Annotated in this window: 4 protein-coding genes; all 4 read right to left on the bottom strand. The window is 40.2% G+C overall.

What is annotated here, in order from left to right; genetic code table 11:
* Positions 1-100: 100 nt before the first annotated feature.
* The 4 genes from IJS99_04915 to hisD all read right to left on the bottom strand — a co-directional run bounded on the left by IJS99_04915 (position 101) and on the right by hisD (position 6,201).
* Positions 101-847, bottom strand: a complete 747-nt coding sequence (locus IJS99_04915) for a DUF1275 domain-containing protein (protein MBQ7561157.1) — start codon at positions 845-847, stop codon at positions 101-103.
* A complete protein-coding gene (locus IJS99_04910; GenBank protein MBQ7561156.1) occupies positions 840-4,298 on the bottom strand; it encodes a UvrD-helicase domain-containing protein in 3,459 nt (1,152 codons plus the stop codon). The genes IJS99_04915 and IJS99_04910 overlap by 8 nt, the downstream gene beginning before the upstream one ends.
* A 364-nt stretch (positions 4,299-4,662) precedes the next feature.
* Complete coding sequence (locus IJS99_04905) at positions 4,663-4,836, bottom strand: 4Fe-4S binding protein (GenBank protein ID MBQ7561155.1); 174 nt, start codon at positions 4,834-4,836, stop codon at positions 4,663-4,665.
* 90 nt (positions 4,837-4,926) lie between these two features.
* The gene (gene hisD / locus IJS99_04900) at positions 4,927-6,201 is read right to left on the bottom strand and encodes a histidinol dehydrogenase (GenBank protein ID MBQ7561154.1); all 1,275 of its coding nucleotides are present in this window, start codon (positions 6,199-6,201) and stop codon (positions 4,927-4,929) included.
* Positions 6,202-6,325 lie beyond the last annotated feature (124 nt).

Genomic DNA, 6,325 nt, shown 5'->3' with positions numbered 1-6,325 from the left:
TAACAAAAATATATACCAGCAAAAAATTTTACGCATTATTCTACTCCCACCCGCCCACCCGACTGCATTCGCAGCCGAGTAGAATAGGAGAAAAGCAAAATCAATGTCCATGAGGCTTTAAATCCAACATAGCCCGTTCGTAAATTAAATCAGCCCTTAACATTACACAAAAGCACACACTTAACGGAATAATCGCAAGCCAAATAGTTTTCTCGTGTAGAAATTTGCTCATGAAAGTTATTATTACTCCTCCGACAAAAAACGCTATTATTAATCTTGCGTGCTTGATTGCCTTCTTTGCCTGTTTCTCTTCTTCTTCATGATGTCTGATTACACGAGCGATACTCACACCGATTTGACGCACATGATTAGTTAAAAAAGTTGTTGCCATTGGGACTCCTTCTGCCTGCCTGAAAGTGTTAAACTGCATAGCACATAGAAAGCTGATTAGAATCTGCACGATCTGATTCGGCCAAGTTAAGGGAATAAAGCCGATTATAAACAATACAATTATTTCAATGCCCACTAATAAAGTATCCCACCTGATAAAATGAGAGTGTCTTACTTTTTCCGGCAAAATTTCAGATATTACAGTTCCGAGTATATAAGCAAATAATGGAATGAAATAATATAATACTTCCGAGAAATTACCGCGCCCGAACTCAAGAGCCATTATTACAATATTGCCCGTCTGAGCATTTGAGAAGACTCCCCCGCGCATGTTATAAGTGTAAAGTCCCATCATTCCCGCCGCTATAGTGAGAAATTCAAATATAAAATATTTCTCGCATGTCAAATAAAATTCTTTGTGTAATTCATTGTGTAAATTCTTTGCTGATTCATTCATGATAAATACAACCTTTCTTAAATGGACATGACGCGCAATTTTTAGTATTAGGCTCATATGAACATGACGCGCAATTTTTCGAGGCATTTATAACGCGTTCACGGATCGAGTCAAAATCTGTAATGATTCTCTCAGCAAAATTATTTTCACGCAAGAAAGCTAGAATCACGTTAATTTTTCCGCAGTGTGTGAGCTCGTTAACTGCCAGCGCGTAAAAATCTAATTGAGAGTCATACAGTCCGGGCGGTGCTTTACGGCTCAAAGTAATTTTATAGTCTATAACATGATATAAATTTTGCGAGTCCTTATAATATGCGTCAATAGATCCTGCTAAAGCCGTGTTATTATTGAGCCTGATTCTAAAATCCTGCTCGCGTTTGATTCCGGAATTGTTAATTAATTTCTGCCCGAGTTGAGAATCAGCAAAATCTGACAGCCATTTTTTGAGATTCTCCCGGATTTCCTTATTTCTCCACGCTCCCCGTAAATACCCCGGTAAACTTGATAAAACGCTCCTGTCTGATAATAAATTTTCTAGTTTCTCGCTATAATCTTCACTTCTCGGCCAGCGTTCTAATATCCAATGCGCTAGACTGCCTGAATCTGCTCCGCCTGAAAAATTTAAATCATCGTCAAAAATTGAGTCTCTATCAGGCGACTCCCATGTTAAATTAATTCCCTGTCTATATTTTCTACGCCAAGCGAACGGGCAGAACTCGAATAAAGCAAACGAACTCGCCGAGATCTGACGCAAATAATTCTGTGAGTGAATCAATTTCAGTGGCGTTAAAATTTTGCCGGAGTCCTCATTATTTATCTTGAGTGATTTATAATCGCTGATTTCCTGAACATATTCGGGCGTTGCATTATCATGATCTAATAAAATTTTCGTCCATGTATTATTATTCGCTTTGCCCTCTTGATTGACTAGTCCGCAAAAAATTAGACTGTCCTGCGCCCGAGTCATTGCAACGTAAAATAATCTCGTCTCTTCTTCTGAGTCGCCCTGTTCAGATAAAAGCGAGTCCCATTCTGCTCCCTGAGGTTTTGAGTCGCCCGCGTTCAGTTCATCAGGATAAGAACTAAACACGAGTCCCAGTTCCTTAGATGCCCTGATAGCTTCATTCTTGTGTTTATTGCTGGTTCGTGCCTCAAAAATTACTGTTACAGGATATTCGAGACCCTTTGAAGAGTGAACAGTTGAGAGTCTCACTGCGTTCTCGTCTCTGTCATGCCAAGAAGGTTCTTCAATGCCGCCCGACTCTCGTCTCACAGCCTTTAAAAGCCAGTCAGCACAAGCAATTAATCCCGCCGTCCCTGATTTCTGAAAATCTCTAGCAATCTTTACAGCTCGGTGGAAGTTGCGCAAGATTCTTAACCTGTCAGACTCGTTATAGCAAGAAAGCCAGTCCCGATTAATATCATAGATTTCAAGCAAACCCGCGGGGCCCTCGTGTTCACCGACTATAGCGAGATATTCAAGCCGTGAATAAATTTCGGGGTAATCTTTCTTGACTGCGTCAATCGGCCTGAATTCTTTATTAATTTGCGAGAAAATTTTTATAGCTTTATTCTGACTCAACCGCGAAAAAGGAGACATAAGCCAGCCCATAACGCTGAAATCATCATGAAAATCTGCGGCAGCTCTTAACATGCAAATAACGTCGTTAATCTCTCCCCTGCTGAAAAAATCCGAGCTTTTATCCTGTATCGATGGAATATTAAATTTATTTAACGATTCCTCTAAAATGTCATAAATCCCCCGTGAACGTGATAGAATCGCAAAATCTGAAAATTTAACCGGCCTGATAATTTTTCCGGCTTTGTCCCATATTGTGCGGCCTTCTTTGACCCATTCAGCTATATTTTTCGCTAAATTGTCGGCCAAGATTTTTTTTGCGTCTTGAGAGCTTCGGCCATGAGTCGCAAGTAAAATTTTGAAATCCGGCATAGTTCCCGAGTCTCGTAAATCGTCAATATTTGCTGGGTTCAGAGATTCATATTTCAATTTTGCCATTGAGTCAGAACTTCCGAGCCCGTGCTGCCATATTTCAGCGAATAAATTATTAATGCGGTTAATCAATGACGAACGAGTCCGGAAATTTACATCAAGATTAATTTTTGCGTCTGCCCTCTGAATTGTATCAGCAAATAAAGCCGGTTCAGCATGACGAAATTTATAGATTGACTGCTTAGGATCTCCCACTGCAAATAAACTCGAATAATCACGCGCAAGAGATTCTATCATTTGGAATTGAAGGGGGTCAGTGTCTTGAAACTCGTCAACTAGGACATGAGAAAATTTGCGACTCACTCCGCCTTCAGTTATTGCCCTTTTCGCGTGTAGAATCATATCCGAGAATGATAATAAGCCTCTTTGCTTCTTCATTCTGTCCCACATTGCCCATGATACTGCACAGAATAATAATAAACTTTTCCGTAATGCTTTCTCATAGTCTGAAAAATTTTCGCTGAAGTTATCAGTCAAATTTACAATTATTGCCGGTCTTGTTTTCTTCCATTCGCCGAGACTCAAATTATCAGTGTAAGTTTTCAGAGTCTTAAACGGTTCGCCCGTGTTAGCTTTAATATTAAATATTGCCCTGTAAAAATTTTGCAGATTTATATCATCGGGATTATTTACGCGCTGCCATTCAAGCAAATTATTTAATAACTGGCCTGATTGATTAGTACTCTTTGCCTTAGGAAGATTCATATCTGCGAAAAGATTCCATATTTCGCGCCACTCATTGAGCATTAAATTTTTAACGAGTGATTTTGCCTTGTCCTGTAACTCGTCATTATCGGCCCAGTTTAGCATGTCTTCCCATGAATTACCGAGCGAGGCCTGTAACTCTGCTGTGTTTTGTGCGAGAATGCTCAACGAGTCAGACTTCCATTTATTAACTGCTGAACTCAATAAATTATCATGATCAAGTGAATCACAAATTTTTTGCAGTGATTTATCCCCGTAAGCTCGTGAAAGCTGCCTTAAATTCGCAAATTCTAAAGCGTTCCTAATATTGTCCCAGAAATCTTGTTCTTGTTGAGGCGTTATAACAGAAGCCCCCGGGTCAATATCAAGTGAAAGCCCCGACTCACGTATTAATCTCGCCGCAAATGAATGTATTGTAGAAATCCATGACTCAGCAAGCCCGTCAATAATTTCGCGTTTTCTCTCTAAATTTGCGATTGACTTTGCGGAATCCTTTAATTTATCTTCAATGCGTAATTTCATCTCATCTGCTGCGGCCTCCGTGTAAGTCAGAGTCAAAATATCACGCGGCAAAAGTATATCATCATTCACTATCAATCTAGCATAACGCCCAGAAAGTACCCATGTTTTGCCCGTTCCTGCACCTGCTCCGACTGTTATAATTTTTTCGTCCGTGATAATTGCGTCTCGTTGTCCTTTAGGAGTCTCAGGCGAAATAATAAAATTTTCCGGCATTAATTTATTCTCCATTCTTAAATCTGAAATATTATATTAATTATCGCATGAATATTGATTTATAGGCGTGTAAAAACGGGTAAAATAAAACCGACAGAACTTAAAAACTCCATCGGCCTGTAACTTACAAATGTGAACTACTGCCACTTATAGAAGTTGCGGTTTCCTAATTCATCGAGGACTGCGCTACAGTTTCATATTGATTGACTGGCCGTCTTACACCCTCTCCAAAGGCGTAACTTCCCGTAGTCCCTACGGTAGATCTCCATTATATCGCGCAATTCATCTCACCGCCTATATATTAGGAGAGAGACTTCTTGCAAGATTCGTTAAATTTTTAATTATATGTGTAAATCTCTTATTCTTACTGTGAAATCGCACCAACCGGGCAAGTTGATACGCATGTGCCGCACTCGCAGCAAGTTCCTGCATCAACGCTTGCTTTACCGTCATTAACAGAAATTGCGCTGACCGGGCAAGCTCCCACGCATGATTCACAACCTACGCACGCATCCTGATTTACTACTGCTTTTGCCATAATAATGACCTCCTCATGAAATTCTTGTTTCTTTCTAAGATTGATCGTTTTGTCATTAAGCCCCTCTTGCTTGCTGACAATCGCATTATATCACATTTTTTCAGGCCTGCGAATCACTACACTATTTGCATGGCCTGTGAGGCCTTCAGATTTAGCAAAGTCTTCAATGTCCTGTGAGGCCTTATTTAGTGCGTCGCTCGTGTAATAAATAAATTGCGATTTCTTGATAAAATCATCGACTGATAAAGGACTCGAAAATCTAGCAGTTCCCATCGTCGGCAGCGTGTGATTAGGTCCGGCGTAATAATCCCCTAGTGCTTCCGGAGAATTCCGGCCAAGAAATATAGAGCCTGCATTACGAATCTTCCCGGCACTTATCCATTCAAAGGCATTCTCTACGCATAATTCTAAGTGTTCAGGCGCGATCTTATTTGCGATATTAACAGCCTCGTCAAGATTCTTAACAAGAATAATTCTCCCGTTATTATTAATTGACTCGCGGGCTATTTCCTTGCGCTCAAGATTCATTAATTGTATTTCGATTTCGTCGGCTACACTTTTCGCGAGACGCTTTGAATTAGTGATTAATATAGAAGTCGCAAGTTTATCGTGTTCGGCCTGTGCTAACATGTCGGCAGCCAAATGAGCAGGATAATTATTTTTGTCGGCAATTATTAAAATCTCGCTCGGTCCCGCTATCATGTCAATAGCAACCCGCCCGAATACTTGACGTTTTGCCTCTGAGACATAAATATTGCCCGGTCCTACAATTTTATCAACGCGCTTAATTGATTCAGTCCCGTATGCAAATGCTGCGATTGCCTGCGCCCCTCCCATTTTGAAAATTTTATCTACACCGGCAATGTGAGAAGCTGCTATAATTTCCGGCTTAATTTCGGGTGGAGTAGCTATATAGATTTCATCACAGCCTGCTATTTTTGCGGGAATAGCGTTCATTAAGACGCTCGACGGATAAGAAGCAGTACCGCCCGGAACATAAAGGCCGACTCTTTCAAGCGGGATAATTTTTTGACCCAGTATAACGCCCTCTTTATCTGAATAAATAAAACCTGTTCGGACTTGTTTAGAGTGAAATTCATAAATATTTTTTGCCGCACGTTTGAGCATGTCTATATATTTGCTGTCTAGTGATTTTATAGCGTGCTGGATCTCTGAGTCACTCACTAAAAGCGAGTCGAGTTCTACACCGTCAAATTTTTTCTCGTAGTCAATAACTGCCTTGTCGCCCTGTTTTATGACGGAGTCAATTATATTACTGACATTTTTGCTAATATCTGGACTCTGAGTCTTTATGTCGCTGCGATAAAAATTTTTTGAATCAGTTATCGTTATCAATTTATAAATTAAGCCTCCTTAAAATAAAATTATTCCTGCAAAATAAATATATCCTAACACAAGCTATTTAATGAGTCGCTCGTAATATCGAGTAGTCCCCACCCGCCCGCCCCCCGATATTTATTCCTTGTTC

It is taken from the genome of Synergistaceae bacterium (assembly GCA_017444345.1).
In the GTDB taxonomy this organism is placed as follows: Bacteria; Synergistota; Synergistia; order Synergistales; family Aminobacteriaceae; genus JAFUXM01.
This window is presented reverse-complemented; position numbering and strand designations above follow the sequence as displayed.

What these genes read in the sequence shown, in the direction of transcription:
- IJS99_04905 (MBQ7561155.1), bottom strand. Translation starts at nt 4,836, where the DNA reads ATGGCAAAAGCAGTAGTAAATCAGGATGCGTGCGTAGGTTGTGAATCA.
- IJS99_04910 (MBQ7561156.1), bottom strand. Translation starts at nt 4,298, where the DNA reads ATGCCGGAAAATTTTATTATTTCGCCTGAGACTCCTAAAGGACAACGA.
- IJS99_04915 (MBQ7561157.1), bottom strand. Translation starts at nt 847, where the DNA reads ATGAATGAATCAGCAAAGAATTTACACAATGAATTACACAAAGAATTT.